The organism is Clostridium sp. chh4-2 (genome assembly GCF_002899675.1).
GTDB lineage: Bacteria > Bacillota > Clostridia > Lachnospirales > Lachnospiraceae > CHH4-2.
In genome coordinates this window covers 192,063-214,310 of sequence record NZ_PKUU01000003.1, presented here as the reverse complement: position 1 = coordinate 214,310, position 22,248 = coordinate 192,063, and the positions used below count along the sequence as shown (strand labels likewise).

18 protein-coding genes are annotated in these 22,248 nt (G+C 45.0%); 6 read left to right on the top strand and 12 right to left on the bottom strand.

The genetic code is table 11. The features are described from left to right. Positions 1-44: 44 nt before the first annotated feature. Positions 45-1,334 (bottom strand): sugar ABC transporter substrate-binding protein, encoded by a 1,290-nt coding sequence (locus C0033_RS04405; protein ID WP_103226658.1) that lies wholly within the window; start codon positions 1,332-1,334, stop codon positions 45-47. Between the two features lie 491 nt (positions 1,335-1,825). Between C0033_RS04405 and C0033_RS04400 the strand changes: the two genes are divergently transcribed. Further along, positions 1,826-2,686: an AraC family transcriptional regulator gene (locus C0033_RS04400; RefSeq protein WP_103226657.1), complete on the top strand. Its 861-nt coding sequence runs from the start codon at positions 1,826-1,828 to the stop codon at positions 2,684-2,686. A gap of 422 nt (positions 2,687-3,108) precedes the next feature. Here C0033_RS04400 and C0033_RS04395 read toward each other — a convergent pair whose 3' ends face one another. Beyond that, the gene (locus C0033_RS04395; protein ID WP_103226656.1) at positions 3,109-3,789 is read right to left on the bottom strand and encodes a P-II family nitrogen regulator; all 681 of its coding nucleotides are present in this window, start codon (positions 3,787-3,789) and stop codon (positions 3,109-3,111) included. A 14-nt stretch (positions 3,790-3,803) separates the two neighbouring features. Then, complete coding sequence (locus C0033_RS04390) at positions 3,804-5,342, bottom strand: DUF1538 domain-containing protein (protein WP_103226655.1); 1,539 nt, start codon at positions 5,340-5,342, stop codon at positions 3,804-3,806. Between the two features lie 226 nt (positions 5,343-5,568). Here C0033_RS04390 and C0033_RS04385 point away from each other — a divergent pair, with 226 nt between their 5' ends. After that, entirely contained in the window at positions 5,569-6,261 is a 693-nt protein-coding gene (locus tag C0033_RS04385; protein ID WP_103226654.1) for a zinc ribbon domain-containing protein, read from the top strand. Positions 6,262-6,364: 103 nt separating this feature from the next. Here C0033_RS04385 and C0033_RS04380 read toward each other — a convergent pair whose 3' ends face one another. Then, positions 6,365-7,801 (bottom strand): metallophosphoesterase family protein, encoded by a 1,437-nt coding sequence (locus tag C0033_RS04380; protein ID WP_103226653.1) that lies wholly within the window; start codon positions 7,799-7,801, stop codon positions 6,365-6,367. 245 nt (positions 7,802-8,046) lie between these two features. Between C0033_RS04380 and C0033_RS04375 the strand changes: the two genes are divergently transcribed. Next, positions 8,047-9,054, top strand: coding sequence for a J domain-containing protein (locus C0033_RS04375; protein WP_242984413.1), 1,008 nt, complete (start codon positions 8,047-8,049; stop codon positions 9,052-9,054). 20 nt (positions 9,055-9,074) lie between these two features. Continuing rightward, complete coding sequence (locus C0033_RS04370) at positions 9,075-9,752, top strand: class I SAM-dependent methyltransferase (RefSeq protein ID WP_103226651.1); 678 nt, start codon at positions 9,075-9,077, stop codon at positions 9,750-9,752. Positions 9,753-9,883: 131 nt separating this feature from the next. On the opposite strand, the gene gpmI is transcribed toward C0033_RS04370, so the two are convergent. From gpmI to C0033_RS04355, 3 genes are all read right to left on the bottom strand, one after another. Beyond that, the gene (gene gpmI, locus C0033_RS04365) at positions 9,884-11,422 is read right to left on the bottom strand and encodes a 2,3-bisphosphoglycerate-independent phosphoglycerate mutase (RefSeq protein ID WP_103226650.1); all 1,539 of its coding nucleotides are present in this window, start codon (positions 11,420-11,422) and stop codon (positions 9,884-9,886) included. A 330-nt stretch (positions 11,423-11,752) separates the two neighbouring features. Continuing rightward, a complete protein-coding gene (ilvD, locus tag C0033_RS04360; protein WP_103226649.1) occupies positions 11,753-13,474 on the bottom strand; it encodes a dihydroxy-acid dehydratase in 1,722 nt (573 codons plus the stop codon). Positions 13,475-13,869: 395 nt separating this feature from the next. Beyond that, the gene (locus tag C0033_RS04355; RefSeq protein WP_103226648.1) at positions 13,870-14,559 is read right to left on the bottom strand and encodes a FadR/GntR family transcriptional regulator; all 690 of its coding nucleotides are present in this window, start codon (positions 14,557-14,559) and stop codon (positions 13,870-13,872) included. A gap of 161 nt (positions 14,560-14,720) precedes the next feature. On the opposite strand from C0033_RS04355, the gene C0033_RS04350 reads away from it, so the two are divergent. Continuing rightward, positions 14,721-15,515, top strand: coding sequence for a M55 family metallopeptidase (locus C0033_RS04350; protein ID WP_103226647.1), 795 nt, complete (start codon positions 14,721-14,723; stop codon positions 15,513-15,515). A gap of 106 nt (positions 15,516-15,621) precedes the next feature. On the opposite strand, the gene tpiA is transcribed toward C0033_RS04350, so the two are convergent. The 3 genes from tpiA to gap form a co-directional block, all read right to left on the bottom strand. Then, a complete protein-coding gene (gene tpiA / locus C0033_RS04345; RefSeq protein ID WP_103226646.1) occupies positions 15,622-16,371 on the bottom strand; it encodes a triose-phosphate isomerase in 750 nt (249 codons plus the stop codon). A 21-nt stretch (positions 16,372-16,392) separates the two neighbouring features. After that, complete coding sequence (locus tag C0033_RS04340; protein ID WP_103226645.1) at positions 16,393-17,607, bottom strand: phosphoglycerate kinase; 1,215 nt, start codon at positions 17,605-17,607, stop codon at positions 16,393-16,395. Between the two features lie 159 nt (positions 17,608-17,766). After that, the gene (gene gap, locus C0033_RS04335; RefSeq protein ID WP_103226644.1) at positions 17,767-18,798 is read right to left on the bottom strand and encodes a type I glyceraldehyde-3-phosphate dehydrogenase; all 1,032 of its coding nucleotides are present in this window, start codon (positions 18,796-18,798) and stop codon (positions 17,767-17,769) included. Between the two features lie 512 nt (positions 18,799-19,310). On the opposite strand from gap, the gene C0033_RS04330 reads away from it, so the two are divergent. Continuing rightward, on the top strand, positions 19,311-19,493 hold the full coding sequence (locus tag C0033_RS04330; protein ID WP_103226643.1) for a (2Fe-2S)-binding protein: 183 nt from the start codon (positions 19,311-19,313) through the stop codon (positions 19,491-19,493). A gap of 105 nt (positions 19,494-19,598) precedes the next feature. Here the strand turns inward: C0033_RS04330 and C0033_RS04325 are convergent, their stop codons facing one another. Further along, positions 19,599-20,225: a 3D domain-containing protein gene (locus tag C0033_RS04325; RefSeq protein WP_103226642.1), complete on the bottom strand. Its 627-nt coding sequence runs from the start codon at positions 20,223-20,225 to the stop codon at positions 19,599-19,601. Positions 20,226-20,408: 183 nt separating this feature from the next. After that, complete coding sequence (locus tag C0033_RS04320) at positions 20,409-22,094, bottom strand: Na/Pi cotransporter family protein (protein WP_103226641.1); 1,686 nt, start codon at positions 22,092-22,094, stop codon at positions 20,409-20,411. Between the last annotated feature and the right edge of the window lie 154 nt (positions 22,095-22,248).

Genomic DNA, 22,248 nt, shown 5'->3' with positions numbered 1-22,248 from the left:
CGTTACAACCGGTTCCGATATTTTTACAACGCCCAATGATTCTTTTACGGTGCGCTGGCCTCGTCCACAGCCTTCTGCATCGCTTTCAATCCCTCGTCCAGCGTCACTTCTTTTGAATAAATTTTCAGGATCTGGTCATTCACCTTTGATTTCCAGTTTGGTCTTGATGCGTTATTCACACTCTGAACTCCATATTCAAACATATCCACACAGTTCTGCACGCTTAATTTGCCGTCAAATACATTGATCCAGGTGTATTCCAGACCTTCGTAAGCCGGAATTGCCGCTCCCGATTCGCCCTGAACCCGCTGTCCTTCTTCCGATCCCAGGAATTTGAGGAACTTCTTGGCTTCTTCCAGTTTCTTTCCATGAGCTCCTGTGGAATAGCAGAGGTCATTGGAAATGGTTGCTCTTCCGTCGCCTTTTAACGGGTCCGGACATTTGGGAAGAACGGCTACATCCCATTTACCTATCATATCCTTGTTATTTTCCAGGGAAGACATCAGGTTCCAGTTGCCTTCCAGGTACATGGCCCCCTGTTCTGAGAAAAATGCGGTCCCCGGATTGGTTTCCGCAAAATAATTCTGATTAGGACACCAGTCATAATCCTGTAAACCTATGTAAAATTCCATTCCTTTTTTCGTAGCCGGATTTAAAAAGTCAGCCTTTGTCTTATCCTCTGTCAAAATCTGGCCTCCTGCCTGATATACGAAATTCCAATATCCCAGCTGTTCATCCGAATATGCCATATATCCATATTTCCCGGTCTTTTCGTAAATGGTTTCCGAAGCCGAAACCAGATCGTCCCAAGTCCAGCTGTCGTCCGGATAAGCCACTCCGGCCGCGTCAAACATCTCTTTGTTATACACCAGACAAACCGTATCCTTATCCTTTGGAACCCCATAAATCCTTCCGTCGCTTCCTTTTGAGTTATTCAGCGCGATTTCTGAAAAATGATCCGTATAATAATTGGGATTTTCATCTGCATAAAGATCGGTCAAATCCGCCAGCATTCCATAGTCCGCATATTTTAAAATCTCATTGGTATGCATCCAGAAAATGTCGGGAAGCTGATTGGATTCAGCCGCCGCTTCCAATTTCGTCCAGTACTCATCCCAGCTGGTTACCTGAAGCTGAATGTTCACATTGGGATTTTCTTTTGTATAAGCATCAATAACGGCCTGCATTCCCTCTCTCTGTGCCGTATCCCAGATTTGAAATGTAAGTTTTGTTCTTCCGTCCCCCTGATCTGCCGATCCGCAGCCTGTCAGCACCGCTGCCAGCATCATAATTCCCAGACCAACCGCTACACTCTTTTTGATAAGTTTCAGCATTCTCTTCCTCCCGTTCCTCTCTTTTTCTGCTGTTTCCTAAGCTTTTCTTGTTGTTGAACTTATCATAACATTACTTTTTCGCATAGTAAATGCATGGATATTGGCAGATATATACCCAAATGCTATTTTTCTTCTTTTCTGTTGAAGTCGCCTAGCATTTGGGTATATAATGCTTTTAAAGGGTTACTATTCACAGCCCCGGTGGTCTCTGCCGTCCGTTCCGGTCTTGGCAGTATGCAGGAACTTTCCTGTGACTTTGCAGGGCATTAGCAATTCTTAACGCGCTGGATTTTTTGTTCAAGGGAAATGCCCACCTGTTTGAGAGTTAGCGAGTTTGGGCATTTCCCTTGGTTTTTAGAAAAATCCTGCACGTTTAGAAATGCTTATGCCCGAAACCGGAACAGGAAAGTTCCTGCATACTGCCAAGACCGGAACGGACGGCAGAGACCACCGGGGCTGTGAATAGCAACCATTTAAAGGAGGTATTTTGCATGAGTGATAACCTGCTATTTTCTATTTTTCCCAATGAAAATTTCGTAGATTTGGGGCTCTACCAATATGGCTGGGAGCAGTGTGATCCCCTCCATTCCTACGGCCCCTATGCCAGAAACCACTATTTGTTCCACTATGTTATTTCCGGCACGGGAACGCTTCTCTCCAACGATTCCGCCGGCAATACCAGAACCTTTCAGATCAAAAGCGGACAGGGCTTTATGATCTTTCCAAAACAGATCAATACCTATTTTGCGGATGAAACCCATCCCTGGGAATATGCCTGGGTAGAATTTGACGGTCTCAGGGTAAAAGAAGCCCTGGAGCTGGCCGGTCTCACCATGGAAAATCCCGTCTACCGGTCCAATGCAAAGGATCTGAGCCTGGATCTAAAAAACGAGATGCTCTACATCGCCCAGCATTCCGGCCAGTCCCCGTTTCATCTGATCGGACATCTGTACCTGTTTTTAGATTATTTAACCCGCTCCTCTTCCTCCCGCAAAATGCTGCAGGGCGGAAAGATCCGCGATTTCTACATCAGAGAAGCCATGTCCTATATTGAACAGCATTTTCAAAATGACATCACCATCGAAGACATCGCAGTGTTCTGCAATTTAAACCGCAGCTATTTCGGCAAAATCTTCCGGGACGCAGTAGGCAAAAGCCCTCAGGAATTCTTAATCAGCTACCGCATGACCAAAGCCGCCGAGCTGCTAAAACTCACAGGCCTTTCCATCGGCGATATCGGCAACGCGGTAGGCTACCCAAGCCAGCTGCATTTTTCACGCGCCTTTAAAAAAACATATGGAATTTCTCCTAGACAGTGGAGAGATGAGAATAAGATTACAGAAAAAAAATAAAGCTAAAATACATCTTCCTACCATTCATACCATATAGTACTCCCCCATTTATAGCTCCTGCTCTTTATCGGGTAAATTTCTTTTAAATTCCCAGCCAAGCCAGTACACAGCCAGGAATAAGGGGAAAACGGGGCGGACGGGCGAAGATCGGATGGGGATGGAATTCGTGTGGAAACCGATTAGTGGTACTTGGTTTGCAAGAGTCAAAAGAGGCAGGCGAAAGCTGATTTCCGGATCAGCTTTCGAGGTGCCCCTGAGAGGTGAAATTATAAAAATTTCACCTCGAATGGCACCGGACTGCCTCTTTTGGCTCTTGCAAGCCTAGTACCACTTCGGTTGGAACCCGAATTCCATCCCCATCCGCTCTTCACCCGTCCGCCCCGTTTTCCCCTTATTCCTGGCGTCCCCCTCGCCAATCGAATTTAATCCTCCTCCAAAAGCCTTAACCCCGCGGTGCTGGTAACCGGAAGGGAGAACACAATTGCTTTCGCCTTAGATTCCATTCCCGCCTGGGCCATGATGGCTTTCATGATCGGATTTTTCTGTTCTTTTTTGGTGACGATGAAGATCATTTCCTTCTCCGATGCCAGGGAAACTCCCAAAAATTGTTCCGCCCGCTCCATGCCGGTTCCTTTGGCGTGAATCACAGTTCCTCCTGCGGCTCCGGCTGTCCTTGCCGCATCCATAACCGTTTCTATATATCCGTTATTTGCAATTACTACTAACAGTTCGTGAGTTGTCTCCTTCAATGAGGTTTCCTCCCCTTTCTCATATCCCTGGTTTTCTGTTAAAAACATTAATTCCCGTTTTCCCCCGATGCTGCTTAAAGGAACGGTAAATGCGATTCCGCTTCCCGGAATGTCGATTCTCAGCTGGTTTTCCAGCCCCTTTTTTACCGTTTTCCAAATGCCATCCGTCACCACGGAAAAGATCACGGCCTTTTCGGACACTTCCAGACCGAGATAATCCAGCACATCCCCGGAGGCAGTTCCGGCTCCCAATGTGACCATCATGACGCTCAGCTGCTTTTCTTTATAAAAAGAAAGGAACTTTTCCACACGGCTTCGATTTGTCACAGTAACCATCATATACACTTCACTCATGTCTCATTTCCTTTCTACAATTCAATAATATCGTAATCATCCAGCAGATCCAGGGAAGCCAGCGGTTTGGCAGCCGGAATCTGTGCCTTAGAACCTTTTGCCTTGGCCTGATAGATTACGCCAAGAACCTGTATGGTGATTAACGGAGTCATCGCTACCATCGCCACCACGCCAAATGCGTCCGTCACAATATTTCCGCCCACGGTGACGCAGGCCCCCATGGCGAACGGAAGTAAAAATGTAGCCGTCATCGGTCCGGACGCAACACCGCCCGAGTCAAATGCGATGGCCGTAAATATTTTCGGCACAAAGAATGATAAAATCAGCGCCACCGCATACCCCGGTATGAGAAACCACAGAATTGAAATTCCGGTCAGCACCCGGATCATGGACAATGCTATGGAACAGGACACTCCGATCGAAAGGCTGATTTCCATAGCCTTGCCCGGAATCGCCCCGTCGGTCAGTTCCTCCACCTGCTTGGTGAGCACATAGACAGCCGGTTCGGCCATTACAATGAAGTATCCGATCACCATGCCGATGGGCACGATAATAAAACGGTAAGGCAGTCCGGCAATCACCTGTCCCAAATAATTTCCCGCAGGCATAAATCCCACATTTACCCCTGTCAAAAATAATACCAGTCCTATATATGTATAAACAAGCCCTATGGAAATTTTAATCAAATTTTTTCTGCTGAGTTTTAAAGAGACGATTTGAAATATTCCAAAAAAGAAAATAATCGGAAACAGCGAAGCCGCCATTTCAACCATATATACAGGCAATGCATCGGAAAACAGCTTCCTCAGCACAACGGAATTTTGAATCTCCGGAATCACATCCGGCTCATAGGCGCTTCCTGCCGGATGAAAGATCATCCCCAACACGAGAACTGCCAAAATAGGCCCCACCGAACAAAGGGACACAAGTCCGAAACTGTCGTCCGCCGCATGTTTATCGCTTCGAATTGCAGAAATACCAATACCGAGAGCCATGATAAACGGCACGGTCATCGGACCGGTAGTCACGCCTCCGGAATCAAATGCCACGGCCAGAAAATCTTTAGGCACAAACATTGCCAACACAAATACGATACAGTAAAGCCCCACTAAAAGAGGAGGCAGCGCAACACTGAAAAGCATACGCAAAAGCGCAACGGCCAAGAAGATACCAACCCCCACCGCAACTGCCACGATAAGAGTCAAATTGGGAATTGCCGGCACCTGCTGTGCCAAAACCTGAAGATCCGGCTCTGAAATTGTAATCATAAATCCCAGCACAAACCCAAGCCCTATCATCATCGCCAGTTTTTTGGATTTGGTAATGCTGGTGCCCACCCGTTCTCCCATGGGAGTCATAGCCAGTTCCGCTCCAAGGGAGAAAAACATCATCCCCACAACCAGCAGCACCGCCCCCAGAATAAAGGACATTAAAATGCTGGGCGACACAGGAGCAATGGTAAAACAGAGCAGCAGCACAATCCCAATAATCGGGAGGACCGCCTTTAAAGCTTCCTGTAATTTTTCCTGAAGTTTAGTTTGGTAAAATATCATGAACCCTCCTTTTTATGTTATGTGAACTATTTTATTATATATGATGGGAGGCAGATTCTTATATTAAGATTTCGTTAAGATTGCTCACCCCAAGATTGCTTACAGCTTCTTTCTCCCCGTCTTTAGTAGAATTACTTATGCATTTTAATATTCTTACACAGTGTTCATACAATTTTTAGTGTGATATAATTAAGGTAAATTTTACTGTATTAGAGGAGATAAATGCATGAGTACGTCTACGACAATTTATTGTAATAATTGCGGCGCTCCATTGGATGTTGAAATGAACAGGGAATTTATATTTTGCCAATACTGCGGTTCTAAAAATATCATTCATACTGAGGGGATGAAAACGAATATCAACATTGGAGATATTGATGTAAAAGCAAAAACTGATTTTGAAAGCATGATCAGTTCTGTATTTTATGCGATTGAGATCAAAGATTATAAAAAAGCGGAGGATCTGTCATTAGCCGCCATAATGAGCGGCTGTAACAATTACCTCATCTACATAGCAAAAGCCATGATTGATTTACAAAAAGATGATAATGCCGCCCTGTTTGCGGACATGGCAAAGCTGCGCGCATTTGAGCAGCAGGATTCCAATAACCGGGAGCTGTCCGATGCCATTTCTAAATTAATGCATTACAGAGGGTGCAATGGTGTTACCGTTCTCCATAACGCCACATTCCACGAGTTAATGGAATGGGTTACTTACTGTGTCGAACACGGAAGCGATGTGAATTTACATGCCGGAATGAATAACGTCACCCCTATCAGCATTATGTTTGTGCCGGTGTCAAAATCTTCTTCCCGATTAGACGGCACGCCATTTATACGGAACAAGGCGAAAGTGAAGGAAATAAGACGGTATTTAATGGATCACGGTGCGTCCGACAGATTCAGGCTGGGTTATTAGACGCTCAGCCATATCAAAGTGTTCAGCCGCTTCTATCCGCTCCATAAAAAGCTGCCCCACCGGCATTTCAAAGCTGCCGGTGGGGCAAAACGATCTCTTTTTTCTAATTTTTACTTACCGTAAAAGTGTCAAGGCAATTATCTGTTTCTCCATATGTGGCATAAGTGGAGAATTTCACCTGATTTTCCCCGACTTTAATGATTGTATATCCAGGTATTTTATTCTGTACCGCAACATTTGTGGATAACGGATATACCCCTTTCAGATATTCGGCCGATCCTGTCAGGCCGTTTGCCAGATAAGGATATGCCGTGTTCTCTTTTTCATAGATCTTTTCCGTGTCAAAAATATTATAATATTTTAATCCCGAACCCGTATTGCAGGTCAGATAAACGGTGCCGTCAGGATTGGATAGATTATCTTTTTCTTCTGACGTTCTCCGGCCGTTTTTCATCGCGTAGCTTCTCACGTAAACATGGTCATGCCCTGCCAATACAAAATCCACCTGATACTGGTCCATCAGTTTTTCAAACCCGGCTTCCACATAATATTGGATATCTTTGTCCGCAACATGCTGGGCCACGCTGGCCGTGGATTTATGATGCTGTACAAACAGCCATTTATAATCCGGATGGGCGGCAGTTGCTGCGTCAAGAGTTCTCTGGAATACCTGAATAAACGGAACGGCCTGGGTTGTGCTGGTTGGATAAGCCGAATCATTTAAAACCACGAATAAGGCATTATTATACATATAGAAATAATTTCCGCTTGTTTCTGCTAAAGCCCGGTCAATGGGGCTTCCTGTCGCCATAGCGATGGCCGGATCAACGGCAACCGTATTCGGAAGGTTAAAATGATAGCCAAACAGCGGGTTTCTGTCGTGATTACCAACTGCCGGGGCAAATGGAATGGACTGCATGAAAGCAGGGGCAAAGAAATCATTGTACTCCCCTTCCACTCCATTTTCAGTGGTATCCACCTGATCTCCGGCCGACGCGATAAAATCAACTTTTTCAGCTTTTATTTTATCTATCGTATCCGCCCATCCTGTTTTTGTTGTCTTGTCCGCGCTGAATAAAGCGCTGTTTTTATCCTGTTCTCCCTGATTCAGCTGCGGATCTCCTACGAAAGCAAAGGTAAAATCTCCATATGCAGGCGCATGGTAGGTATAATCTTTACTCCATGTAGCACCTCCGTCGTTGGAGACATTATAAATATATGAAGTTCCCGGTTCCAGTCCGTTTACACTGGCCTTACAGCTGGCTTTGCCTGAGGTTGCAGCTGACACGGCTGCATCCGTTATGATGTCCTGTTTTCCCTCCGCTCTGAATCTCACCTTAGCTCCGGATGTAATACTGCTGTCCCGGTACCAGTTTACCTGGATTCCATATGTGGAATCAGCCGGATTCAAAGTAAGGGTTTCCGCCTGAAATCCATCATCTGCAAGCGTGTACATGGAAGCCGATGTGCAGAATACAGCTGCCGCCAGCATCGTACCTATAATTTTTCCCGAATAATTCTTTATTAAATGCCTTTTCATCTCATAACCTCCTTAATAGTTATGAAGCCATTATAATGAATAGGGCTGTTCCGTTAAATCGTACCATAGTAAAAGTATTGTTAAAAGACTGTAAACTCCCATCCGTTTTCTCTTGACACGGCTTGTTGTATGTGTTATAACATAAATAGAACAGATAGAGAGAAATCTTATTATTAAATGGTGATGTAAACAGTCAGGGGTAAGCGGAGGAGCATGGATTGTTCCTCCGCTCTTAGGTTCTCTCAATGAAGGGAGTGAATTGCATGAAAAAAGATTATTATGAGACATTGGGTGTCAGCAGGGCGGCAGATGCTTCGGCAATTAAGAAAGCCTATCGGAAGCTGGCGAAAAAATATCATCCCGACGGCAACGAGGGTAATGCATATGCTGCCGAAAAATTCAAGGAAGTAAATGAAGCCTACGACATTCTAAGCGATGAGAAAAAACGGAAGTTATACGACCAATATGGAGACGCTGCATTCGATGAGAATGCAGGAGGATTTAACGGAACACAAGGCGGGGGCTTTGGCAATGGTTCTTACCGCACCTACGGCAGCCCCAATGGTTCTTTTCATGAATTCCATTTTGAAGGCGGAGAAGGAATGGATGATATTCTGAAAAATTTGTTCGGAAATTCCGGCGCATTTCAAAGGGACGGATTTGGAGGCAGGTTCCGACATGATTATTCCGAAAAAGGTTCCGACATTGAAAGCAATATTGATGTCAGCTTTGACGAAGCTGCATTTGGCGGCAAAAAGATCATTAGCCTTCAAAATGAAAATGGCCAGGTACAGACCTTAGAAGTCAACATTCCGGCCGGTATCTCAGACGGAAAAGTAATCCGCCTGAAAGGAAAAGGGATGCCGAACAGGAACGGCAAAATGGCAGGAGATTTACTCTTGAAAGTAACGGTACATGACAAACCGGGCTTTAGAAGAGAAAATCGGGATCTCTATACGACCGTCTCAATCCCGTTTACCACAGCGGTGCTTGGCGGAGAAGTGAAGATTTCTACGATTTATGGGGATGTTCTCTGTAAGATTAAGGCGGGCACACAGTCCGGCAGCCAGATCCGCTTAAAAGGAAAAGGCATCGTGGCAATGGGAAATCCTTCTGTCCACGGCGACCAATATGTGAAGGTAGAGATTCAAGTACCAAAGGATCTGACGCCGGAGGCCAGGCAGAAGCTGATGGAATTTGAACAGCTCTGTAAAAAATCCGGCGGAACCTATTATGGCGGACACGTTGCATAGATCAGAAAGAGTGACAAAACATGAAAGCATACGACAGAGAAAAAAGGCTGTGGAATGAGGTATATTCCCAATGTCAGCCAGTGGATTTAAGAGATATCAATTTAACGGTGGAACCGGGCTTTGACGGAGTTTTAAGGGAATTTGGAGAAAAGACCAGCCGTGTACTGGATTTTGGGTGCGGCACAGGGGATATCATTTTTCAGTATATGCAGAATTTTCCGGAGAAAAGAGGAGTAGGGATCGATGAAGCTGAAAATGGCATCACATTTGCTAAGGAAACGGCAAAGCTGAGCCATTACAACAGACTGCATTTCTTTACCGGAAACAGTGAAATGCTGGATGATTTTGAAGACGGGGAATTTGACGGGATCATATTGTCCAATGTTTTGGACGTGATGCCGGAGCAGGTGGATAAAATCGTTCTGAAAAGACTGGACCGCGTACTTGCTCCGAGAGGATACTGGTTCATTAAGCTGAACCCCTATTATACTCCAAAAGAGATACTGGATCTGGATTATAAAAAGAAGACGCCTCATTTATATGAAGAAGACGGAATCCTGCGTCTGCATCAGGAAACAACGGATTACTGGAAGCAAATATTTGAAACGTATGGCAGCATCGAGCGGTATATGGAATTTGTTTACCCGTGGCAGAAGGATCTGAACAGGCTGTTTCTTGTAAAAAAGGAATCTCATTAATCAAAATCAGCCCATGTGTCCTCTGCCGGATGGTCCGGCAGGGGAAGACGGCTATACCATCGAATTGATCACTTAATAAAAACCCGGACAAGGCACAATGCCTATCCGGGTTTTCATATCTGAATATCACATTATTTCACAATCAAAGATTTTCCAGTCATTTCCTTCGGCTGTTCCATTCCCATCAGTTCAATCAAAGTAGGAGCAATATCCGCCAGGCAGCCGCCCTCTCTCAGTTTGTAAGACGGATCTGCATTCACCAGGATAAACGGCACTGGATTTGTCGTATGGGCGGTAAATGGCTCGCCTGTCACATAATCCACCAGCTGTTCCGCATTGCCGTGGTCGGCACAGATAAACATAACGCCGTTTACTTCTTTAATGGCTTCCACAGCTCTTCCCACGCAGTTATCCACGGTTTCAATGGCTTTGATCGCTGCCGCTTCCACGCCTGTATGGCCTACCATATCCGGGTTTGCAAAGTTAATGATGATCACATCATATTTATCAGACTTGATCGCCTCTACCAGCTTGTCGCACACTTCAGGAGCGCTCATCTCAGGCTGTAAGTCATAAGTTGCAACCTTAGGGGATTTAACAAGGATTCTATCTTCGCCCTTGTTCGGTTCTTCCACGCCGCCGTTGAAGAAGAAGGTAACGTGAGCATATTTCTCAGTCTCTGCGATTCTGGCCTGTGTTTTACCATGTTCTGCCAGGAATTCGCCAAATGTGTTGGTAATGCTCTCTTTGTGGAAGGCAACCAGTTTGTTCTGGATGGTTTCATCATAATCGGTAAAGCATACATAAGTCAGTTCCAGACGTTTTTCTCTTGCGAATCCGGCAAATTCATCATCGCAGAACGCTCTTGTAATCTCTCTTGCACGGTCAGGGCGGAAGTTAAAGAAGATTACAGAATCATGATCCTGAATGGTTCCAACCGGTTTTCCATCTTCTGTTACTGCAAACGGCATAACAAATTCGTCGTTCTTTCCATCGTCATAAGAAGCCTGGATTCCGCCTGTTGCGCTGTCTGAGGAGTTGCCCTGTCCCTTGGTAAGAACATTGTACGCCAATTCCACACGGTCCCAGCGGTTGTCACGGTCCATGGCATAATAACGGCCCATAACGGATGCAACTTTACCCACGCCGATCTCTTTCATCTTATCTTCCAATGCAGCCACGAAGTCCTTGCCTGAAGCCGGAGGCGTGTCACGTCCGTCCAGGAAGCAGTGAACAAATACTTTTTCGAGGCCATTTCTCTTAGCCAGTTCCAACAGGCCGTAGATATGGGTATTGTGGCTGTGAACGCCGCCATCGGATACTAATCCGAATAAATGAAGTGCGCTGTCATTCTTTTTGCAGTTTTCAACTGCCTGCAGGAAAGCCGGAACTTCGAAGAAGTCTCCGTCCATAATTGATTTTGTGATTCTGGTCAGTTCCTGATATACAATACGGCCTGCGCCCATGTTCAGATGTCCAACTTCTGAGTTGCCCATCTGTCCGTCAGGAAGACCTACCGCCATACCGCTGGCATTGCCCTTTACAAATGGGCACTGGCTCATCAGCTGGTCCATAACCGGTGTTTTGCCTTCGCAGACTGCATTGGCTTCACAGTTATTATTTAATCCGTATCCGTCGAGTATCATTAAAACTACAGGCTTTTTACTCATTTTCTTTCTCCTTCATCGTTTTGCGCAGGATATGATGACGCTTCCCGCTTGTTTATTTAAATTATAAGCATACTAATTCTAACAATACTATATTGTACATGATTTTATGCATTCTTGCAACAGAGGAATGATAATATTTTGACAGTCTTTCCTTATTTTTCCTGTGCAAAACTGCGGTTTTTGGGGAAGACATATGCCAGACAGAAAAAAGAAAAGCCGGGAACCGTCATAGCGGAATCCGGTTACTGATTCCCTCTGTGATGGTTCCCGGCCTTTTATTCAGACTGCCTTTGGGGAGGCAGCTTCGTCTGATCAGTCCAATAACGCTTGTTAAACCATATATCCGCCCTTCATCGGAGAAACCGCATGTTCGGAGAAAATCTTTAAAACTCCGGATGTATATTTCTTTGGCTTAGGAGTCCATGCTTTCTTTCTCTCCGCCAGAACTGCGTCAATCTCTTCCTGGGTCTTTTCCTCTCCGTTTATGCCTATGATTCTCAGAATCCGCTTTGGAATATTGATTTCGATCAAGTCATTTTCCTCAACCAAAGCGATTGGGCCTCCGTCTGCTGCTTCCGGAGATACATGGCCGATTGCAGGTCCCTTGGAAGCTCCGGAAAATCTTCCGTCTGTGATCAGCGCGATGGTCTTTCCAAGTTCTTCATCAGATGCGATGGCTTCCGTAGTATAGAACATCTCAGGCATACCGCTTCCCTTTGGTCCCTCGTACCGGATGATAACCGCATCGCCAGGCTTAATCTTCTTCGTGATAACCGCTTCAATGGCATCTTCTTCACAGTCAAACGGTCTTGCCTTTAAAATAGCTTCGTGCATCTCCTTAGGCGCAGCCGTATGTTTCACCTCAGCGCCTTCCGGCGCCAGGTTTCCTCTCAGTATGGCGATGGTTCCGTCTGTTCCGATGGGATCGTCAAAGGTGCGGATGATATCGGTGCGCTTTCTTCCCACTTTTTCCAGGTAAGCGTCACATTTCTCATAGAAACCGTTTTTCTTTAAATCTTCCAGATTCTCGCCCAAAGTCTTTCCTGTTACAGTCATAACGTCCAGGTGAAGCATGCTCTTGATCTCTTCCATAATTCTTGGAACGCCGCCTGCATAGTAGAAATACTCTGCCGGCCATTTTCCTGCCGGTCTGATGTCCAGAAGATAATGAGCGCCTCTGTGCATCCGGTCAAATGTATCCGCATCCAGTTCAAATCCGAACTCATGGGCTATTGCAGGAATATGGAGCAGTGAGTTGGAAGAACCTGAAATCGCCGCATGAACCATAATCGCATTTTCAAATGACTTCATTGTCACGATATCTCCGGCTTTCATTCCCTTCTTAGCCAGCTCCACCGCCTGTTTACCAGCTTCATAAGCAACCTGTTTCAGATCAGCGCAGGTGGCTGGCATCAAAGCGCTGCCGGGAAGCATAAGTCCCAAAGCTTCCGCCATAACCTGCATGGTGGATGCGGTTCCCATGAAAGAACACGCTCCGCAGGAAGGGCATGCGTTATGTTTATAATAAGTAAGTTTTTCTTCTGAGATTTCCCCTCTTTGGCACATAGCGCTGTACATGCCAATCTGTTCCAAAGTAAGGAGATCCGGTCCGGCTTCCATAACTCCTCCGGTGACCACAATAGAAGGAATGTTCAGCCTTCCAATGGCCATCAGATGCGCAGGAACCGCCTTATCACAGCTGGCAACGAATACGCCTGCGTCAAATGTAGTTGCATTAGCATGAATCTCAATCATATTGCAGATGGTATCTCTGGATGCCAATGAATAATTGATTCCGTCATGTCCCTGGGACATGCCGTCGCAGATATCGGTTGCAAAATATCTGGCTCCTTTGCCGCCATGCTCATTGATTCCCTTAACCGCTTCATCTACAAATCCGAGAAGATGGGCGCTCCCCGGGTGGCTGTCGCCAAACGTGCTTTCCACAAGAATCTGAGGTTTGTCCAAATCCTCCACTTTCCAGCCCATCCCCATGCGAAGCGGGTCCATCTCAGGCGCAATGGCCCGAATTTCCTGACTCTTTAATTTCATCGTATCCTCCATTCTGCCGTCCTTACGGCGCGGCTCCTCAGGCGAATGATTTCAATCACCTGGTTTCTTATCCGTTCCATTCTGCTTTCTAATCATAAGACGTATGATGTATTTATAGTTCAAAATTATCATACATCCCGGTATTTGTCAATATTATATTCTATTTTCTGCGATAACGCCAAATATTCCCTTTACATTTTAGGGATAATTTTAAACCAGCGTGTATCAAACATCATATGTATTATATACTTTAGTTCCTGCCGGGGAGGGCTTTTTATATCATAGGGGCAAGACCTTTTGACTCACGATTCCTATGATATAAAAAAGAGGTGCTTTTCCTCACATCCGGCGTCTCACCCTCTGTCAGTCAGCATCTCTCTTTCGTAATTCTTATTCTATTTTCCCTTTATGGCACGGCGGTTATATAAAAGGTGCATCTGCATCGCGCATCTGGCCCCTGCCGCGTCCTTTCCGGCTATGGCATCCACAATCTCCCGGTGCGTCTGGATTGTTTCCTCTTTAAGCTGTCCGTTGGTCACATCCACAAATACGGCAATGGAGGAATTGATAACCGGAACCAGCTTTTCCACCACCACGTTGCCGCTGCATGATGCGATCATCTTATGAAACAGAATATCCTCCTGAAGATGGTTTTTTCCCTCATGGATCATATCCTCCACCTTTTCACACTGGCTGTACAGCTGTTTAATCTGTTCCTCAGTGGCATGTTCCGCCGCCATCATGGCGATCTCCGGCTCCAGCATCAATCTGACGCTTAGAAGATCCATGGCCAGCCCGTTCTTATCCTTCACAAACGTCAGTCCCAGCGGATCGTCGATGACTCCCTGGCCTTCTGAAACAAAGGTTCCGGCCCCTCTCCTGATTTCTACAATATTTCTGGATACCAGGATCTTAATCGCCTCCCTGACCGTACTCCGCCCAACCCCGATCTGCTGGGCCAGCTCAAATTCATTGGGCAGCTTCGCACCCGCATCCAGGTCATTATCAATAATATAATTTAAGATCAGATCCGCCACCTGATCAGCCAAAGGCCTGCCGTTATATAAACTGCCTACATTCTCCATATTAATCCCTTCTTGTTAGTCCCTTCTCGTCTGACGTCTTTATTCATAATATCATAATAATATAATCCTTATTTTCTGTCAACGCAGGCTGATGAAACTCATTGAATAAACGGTTCTTTTGATATACAATGAATCCAAACCTATTAAAGGAGGATCTTATAGTGAAAGTATATATCAGCGTTGATTTTGAAGGAATATCCGGGTCTACCTCCTGGTCTTCCACCAATTTGGGGGACATCGAATATGGAGCTCTGGCACGGGAGATGACATTGGAAGCGGTCGCCGCCTGCCAGGGCGCTTTGGATGCGGGAGCCAAGGAAATCTATGTGAAAGACGCTCACGACTCAGGGCGCAACATGGATCTCTCCCTGTTTCAAAAAGAAGTGAAAATCATCAATGACTGGACCTGTACCCCCTATTCCATGGTGGGCGGACTGGACTCCACATTTGATGCGGTTATGTTTGTGGGATATCATTCCCCTGCCGGCAGCAGCGGCAGCCCTTTGAGCCACACCATGAACCGGGGCAACAATTATGTGAAATTCAATGGAGAACTGGCCTCTGAATTTTTGATTCACGCCTACATAGCGGCCAGCATGGGCGTGCCTGTTGTATTTCTAAGCGGAGATCAGGCCCTGACCGAACACGTACATAAATATGATCCCAAAATACGCACTGTGGCAGTAAAAGAAGGCATGGGCTCAGCCACAATCAACGTCTCCCCTGCAAAAGCCCAGGAGATGATACGGGAAGGTGCGAAGGAAGGGCTTCTCAGAAAAAACAGCTGCCACATCAGCCTTCCTGAAATTCTGACTATGGAGATCAACTACAAAGATCACTTCCGCGCTTCTAAGGCTTCCTGGTATCCGGGGGTGAAAAAGATCGATGATTATACCGTATCCTATACATCCGATTCCATTGACGATGTGATGGCTGCCAGAATGTTTATTTTATAAGCCTGAGCGCCGCATCTAATACAGTATGAAAAAACCTCCGACAGGGCGGTCACCCGTCCAGCCGGAGGTTTTTTCTAACTTTTAAAAATCTCTATCACTAAAATCCTTATTTGTAGTTAACGATCTTGCCGAAATCAGGTTTTAAAGAAGCTCCGCCTACCAGGCCGCCGTCGATATCTACCTGAGCAAATAACTCTGCTGCGCTGGATGCTGATACGGAACCGCCGTACTGAATGCGGATCGCTTCAGCGGTTGCTTCATCATAAATCTCGCCGATGCATACGCGGATTGCAGCGCAAACTTCCTGTGCCTGCTCTGTGGTTGCAACTTTTCCTGTGCCGATTGCCCAGATTGGCTCATAAGCGATAACTGCTGTCTTCGCCTGATCTGCTGTTACATTAAGGAATGCGATCTTAATCTGCTGACGAATCCAGTCGATTGTGATTCCCTGTTCTCTCTGTGTTAAGCTCTCGCCGCAGCAAATGATTGGTGTTAAGCCATGCTCAAATGCTTTCAGAACCTTTTTGTTAACGGTTTCATCAGTCTCAGCGAAATACTCTCTTCTCTCGGAGTGGCCGATAATCACGTATTTCACACCTGCATCAACCAGCATGTTCGGAGAAATTTCACCTGTATATGCGCCTTTTTCTTCATAATACATGTTTTCCGCACCGATGTTGATGTTGGTTCCCTTAGCTGCTTCCATAGCCGGAATGATATCGATTGCAGGAACGCAGAATACTACGTCCACTTCGTCATTAACTACCAATGGTTTTAATTCATTTACTAATGCAACTGCTTCTGTTGGTGTCATGTTCATCTTCCAGTTGCCGGCGATAATTTTTTTCCTTGCCATTCCCTTATTCTCCCTGTTCTTTTATTTGTTGTCTGCTGCAGCTACGCCTGGTAATTCTTTTCCTTCCAGGAATTCCAGAGAAGCGCCGCCGCCTGTAGAGATATGAGTCATCTTATCAGCAAATCCAAGACGTTTTACAGCGTTTACAGAATCACCGCCGCCGATTACTGTGGTTGCATCTTTTAATTCAGCAACTGCACGGCATACTTCCAAAGTACCGTCTGCGAAGTTGGAGAATTCGAACACGCCCATCGGTCCGTTCCATACAACAGTCTTAGCGCCTTCCAATGCTTTCTTATACAGTTCGATTGTCTTAGGTCCGATATCAAATCCTGACCATCCTGCATCGATCACTTCCACAACTTTTCTCTCTGTATCGTTGGAGAATTCTTTTCCTTCCACATGGTCTACTGGAAGAAGTAATTTCACGCCTTTTGCTTCTGCCTTTTTCACCATCTCTAATGCATAGTCCAGCTTATCTTCTTCACATAAAGAATTGCCGATTTCCTGACCCTGTGCTTTTGCGAAGGTATAAGCCATACCGCCGCCGATGATCAAGGTATCCACTTTATCAAGCAGGTTGTTGATTACGTTGATCTTATCAGATACTTTTGCTCCGCCAAGGATTGCAACGAAAGGACGAACCGGGTTTTCAACTGCTTCGCCCAGGAATTTGATTTCTTTTTCCATCAGGTATCCAACAACATTCTCTTTACAGCATTTTGCAACGCCGACGTTGGAGCAGTGCGCTCTGTGTGCGGTACCAAATGCGTCATTTACAAAAATACCGTCGTCGCAAAGGTCAGCCAGTTCTTTTGCATATGCTGCAGCCGCATCGTCTTTGCCGTATTTTGTCTCTTCCACTCTGTAACGGGTGTTCTGAAGAAGAAGTACTTCGCCGTCTTTTAATTCAGCGGCAACTTTCTGTGTTTCAGGTCCTGTAACCTTAGCGTCGTCTACGAATTTCACTTCCACGCCCAGTCTCTCTGCTAAAGCAGGTGCAACCGGTGCTAAAGACATCTCCGGAACCGGCTCTCCCTTCGGTTTTCCAAGGTGGGAGCAAAGGATCACTTTTGCGCCCTGGTCAAGTAATTTCTTGATGGTTGGAATTGCGCCGTCGATACGGTTGTAGTTCTGAATCACGCCGTCTTTTAACGGAACGTTAAAATCGCAGCGGACTAATACTTTTTTACCCTTCAGATCTTTTAAATCATCAACAGTTTTTTTGTTTAACATGGATATCATCCTCCTATTATCATTCCTAATGGCAAAAACCCGGGCATATTGCTCTGGTTTTGTATACATTATTCTTATACACATCAAAAGGGCCCGGTCCAAATGACCGGACCCTTCTATGGATCGTTATAGAGTTCGCGGCTCGTCCGCAGAACAATATTAAGCTAATTCAGCAAAGTATTTGATTGTTCTTACCATCTGGCTTGTGTAAGAATTCTCATTGTCATACCATGAAACAACCTGTACCTGATACAGATCATCGCCAATTTTAGAAACCATGGTCTGAGTTGCATCGAATAAAGAACCGTATCTCATACCGATAACGTCGGAAGAAACGATCGGATCTTCGATGTAACCGAAGGATTCAGAAGATGCTGCTTTCATAGCTGCATTGATGCCTTCTTTTGTTACGTCTTTGCCTTTAACAACAGCTACTAAGATTGTAGTAGATCCTGTTGGAACCGGAACACGCTGTGCGGAACCGATTAATTTGCCGTTTAATTCAGGAATAACTAAGCCGATAGCTTTAGCTGCACCTGTTGAGTTAGGAACGATGTTAGCTGCGCCTGCTCTTGCTCTTCTTAAATCGCCTTTTCTGTGTGGTCCGTCAAGAATCATCTGATCGCCTGTGTAAGCGTGGATTGTTGACATGATACCGGATTCGATTGGAGCATAGTCATTAAGTGCTTTTGCCATAGGAGCTAAGCAGTTTGTTGTACAAGAAGCAGCGGAGATGATTTTGTCATCAGCTGTAAGTACGTTCTCGTTAACACTATAAACGATAGTTGGAAGGTCATTGCCTGCTGGTGCGGAGATAACAACTTTCTTAGCGCCTGCATCGATATGAGCCTGAGATTTATCTTTAGAGCAATAGAAGCCTGTACACTCTAATACTACATCAACACCGATTTCTCCCCAAGGAAGATCAGCAGCGTTCTTTTCTGCATAGATTTTGATATTCTTTCCGTCTACAGTGATAGAATCTTCTCCAGCTTCTACTGTATGTTTTCCTTCACCCAAATGTCCGGCATATCCGCCCTGTGCAGTGTCATATTTTAATAAATGAGCAAGCATCTTAGGATCTGTTAAATCGTTGATTGCAACTACTTCATATCCTTCTGCGCCAAACATCTGTCTGAAAGCCAGACGGCCAATACGTCCAAAACCATTGATCGCTACTTTTACTGCCATAATTAATTCCTCCTAAAGAATAATTTTAAAATGATTGTTAAAATATAATCAACCTACAGATCATTGTACATAAAAAAGTACGAAAGATCAAGTAGTTTGTATTAAATTTTTATTAATTCCTGGAAAATCTTATTTCTGCGGTCTTTTATCACTTTTAACCACAAAGGGACATAAATAAAGGATTCCATTCAGATGAATATCAATACAACAACCTGAAATTTTTAAAAGTTCCCGTCATTCTATGGAAGGAATCCGCATTTTGTCTATGAATATTGTAACAGAACAGACTTTAGTTCACAACTATTATTTTTCAATCTGAGAAAAAACAGTCGTTTCCTATTATATACATCTGTAATTTTTTTATACTTTACCATGAATTTTTCCGATTTACAATAGAACAGATTTTTTATTTTCCGCATAATTGCTCTATTTTTCTAAAATTCTATTTTTCAATTTAAATGAATAATATTACTTTTTTAACAGATACTATCCAAAAAAAGGAGATAACAACAATGGATTTAAACGATACAATCTGCAGCTGTCTTGGAATTACCAATGGAATGATTAAGGACGCGGTTGATTCCGGCGCAAGAACTTTGGAAGAAGTACAGGAAATAACAGAAGTGGGCACCATATGCGGCGCCTGTCTGGATGATGTACAGCAGTTAATCGACGAATTGGTGAAAGAAAAATAAACGTCCTGACAACCGATTTGCCCCCTGGCCGGCGCCGTGATACAGAGCCGTCCGGGGGGCAAATGCTGTCATTTCGTAAATGCACAGACCTGCTGAACCGTTATGTCATTTCTTTTTTACATACACATCGGCATAATAGACACCCAGATCCAGGGCTTCCTGATGATAGGTAACCGCCATATCAATCTTTTTCCCCTTTATCATTCCTCCGGTATCTTCCGCCCGGTACTCCTTGCCGTTGATGATCACAACTGATCCAAGCGGTATCAGTTTCGGGTCCACGGATATCAGGCCCGGCCGCACATCCAGTCCGGTGGCTGTTTTCCCGCTTCCGGTACCGCATATATGCTTGTATTTTTCACAGCAGTAATGGCTGATTTTAAATTTTCCCATATAAACGGCTGTTTCTTCTTTTGACAGATATTCGGATTTAATAAATGCAACCATGCCTTCTTTCGAAACCATACTCCATCCGCCCAGCTCCAGCAGAACTTCAAATTTTTCATTGTATCTTGTATGCCTGTAGACTTCGCAGTTGGTATTGGGCTCCGTACGGATATTGATATCATTGGAAACCGCATATCTTGTGGAAGTATCATCAATATATTGTAATTTTTCTATAAACTGCTCTGTTGTTATGATACGCGCTTCACTTTCATCCGCCCGCACCGTGGTGCCTGTCACTGTAATAATGGATAACACGGTAATCACAAATAACAAAAACTTTCTCATCTGATCTCCTTAACACTTGTAACAGAATCTATTACTATTCAAAAGAGAGCATTGACAAAGTTAATCCCATTTATTCCATATTTTTAATGTTTTTTCATTTTATCATTAATTATTCCTGTAAAATGAAAACGGACGGCAGAAAATATCCGGAAATCCGAATCATTTTCTGCCGTCCTCTATGATCTACTGCTCATTTTTAACGTATCCTGCCAGGTTATAAGCATGGTCGGAAATACGTTCCATATTGCTGATTATATCCAGGAACATAACTCCTGCCGAAGGAGCACATTCACCGGTGGAAAGACGCTCGATATGCTTCTCTCTCAGTTCTTCCTCTATGCTGTCCACATCGTCCTCGTACTGGCTCACTTTACGGACAGAATCCATGTTTCCAGTCTGTCTCGCGTCGATGGCATATTCAAATGCCTTCAAAACGGAGCTGCTGATCTCCTCTAAATCCGCGATTCCCGTCTCTGAGAAATCCAGCTTGTGATTCACCATGTATTCCGCCGACTCCGCTAAGTTTTCCGCATGATCTCCCACGCGTTCAATATCGCTGACGCTGTAGAACAGATCGTTGACAACTAATTTCTGATGTTCGGTCAGGGACAGGTTATCCACCTTAATCAGATACTCGGTCAGCAGTTTTTCCATGTTGTTGATCACTTTTTCCGTCTTATAAACTTCTTCCACTTCATTTATATTGCCTGTGATAATGGCATCAATGGCCCTTTTCACATTTTCAGTCGCAATCTGGCCCATATGAACCACTTCCAGCGCCGCAGTTTCCACTGCAAATGCAGGCGATTCAAAGATTCTTTCGTCCAAATGCCTGCCTGCCAGAACTGCCTCATCGCCTTCTCCCTCTTCTCCTTCTGCCAAACCTTCTTCCGGTTTATCCTTCACCAGAATGCCGGATAATTTAACCAGCTGATTAGCAAACGGGAATAAAAGAGCCGTATTAGTCAGGTTGAAAATCGTATGGAATATGGAAATCTGCACGGCGGAAATCCCGCTCATACCAAACGAGGGCCTGATCGTAAACATCACAAAGCCCAACACACCGAAAATCACCGCGCCGATAATATTAAAACTCAGATGGATCGCAGCAGCCCTCTTGGCTGTTCTGGAACCGCCGGCACTGGAAATCATGGCCGTCACACAGGAACCGATATTCTGTCCCAATGTAATGTAGATGGCCGCCCCGGTGGTAACCACGCCGTTCATTGCCAGCGTCTGCAGGATACCGACCGATGCGGAAGAGCTCTGCAGCAATGCGGTAACAAGCGCACCGATCAGCATGCCCAACAAAGGATTTCCTCCCAGCACCTCGAATGCCTTAGCGAAAATCGGAGCATCCGTATATACGGAAATGGAATCCGACATCAAATCCAGTCCCATGAACAGAAGGCCCAGACCGATGAGAATCTCCCCAATTGTTTTTTGTCTCTGTTTTTTTGCAAATACCAGCAAAAGCGCGCCAATACCAATTAAAAACGGCGCATAAAATGCCGGCTTCATAACTTCAAAAGCATCCCCCAGCTGACTCATGGATACAATCCATGCAGTAATTGTGGTACCGATATTGGCGCCCATAATTACTCCCACTGCCTGAGACAGATTTAAAACCCCAGCACTTACAAAACCAACCACCATGACCGTAGTGGCACCGCTGCTCTGAATAATAGCCGTAATCAAGGCTCCCAGCCCCACTGCCAAAAAGCGGTTGTTTGTCAGCATCCCCAAAAACTGGCTCATCTTAGATCCGGCAGTTTTTTGCATACCGTCTGCCATAATGTTCATACCATATAAGAACATACCAAGACCGCCCAAGAACCCAAACAGATTCGAAATGTCACTGATTGACATAAAATCCTCCTCACCAAAAATAAAATCTTTTGTATTTCTGCAAACGCAGACAGTTCAATGATAACATAGACAGGCTTTTTATTTCAATCTTTTTTAAGAATTCGATAAATTTTCGTTAAATTTAAGTTAAATTGCTTTTTATACCCGCATCTGC